The sequence below is a fragment of the Salifodinibacter halophilus genome (assembly GCA_012999515.1).
Taxonomy (GTDB): Bacteria; Pseudomonadota; Gammaproteobacteria; order Nevskiales; family Salinisphaeraceae; genus Salifodinibacter; species Salifodinibacter halophilus.
In genome coordinates this window covers 1-358 of record JABEEB010000067.1, presented here as the reverse complement: position 1 = coordinate 358, position 358 = coordinate 1, and the positions used below count along the sequence as shown (strand labels likewise).

Below are 358 nucleotides of genomic sequence, written 5' to 3'. Positions count from 1 at the left end.
GCCCGCCCGGCCCGACCGAGGGCGTGATCAACTCCATCGACGACGCCCGCCAGGCCGTGCGCCAGCGCTACAAGGAAGGCAGCGACGTCATCAAGATCACCGCCACCGGCGGCGTGCTGTCGTACGCCAAGTCCGGCGACGCGCCGCAGTTCACGGTCGAAGAGGTCAAGGCGATCGTCGATACCGCCAAGGACTACGGTTACCGCGTGGCCGCGCACGCGCACGGCGAGGAAGGCATGAAGCGCGCGGTGCTCGGCGGCGTCACCAGCATCGAGCACGGCACCTACATGAGCCCGGAAGTCATGTCGCTGATGAAGCGGCGCGGCACCTGGTACGTGCCGACCATCTACGCCGGCCG

1 protein-coding gene is annotated in these 358 nt (G+C 68.7%); it reads left to right on the top strand.

All coding sequences use genetic code 11. The annotated features are described in order from the left end of the window. A partial coding sequence (locus tag HKX41_10715) for an amidohydrolase family protein (GenBank protein ID NNC24602.1) occupies window positions 1-358 on the top strand: 358 nt, incomplete at both ends.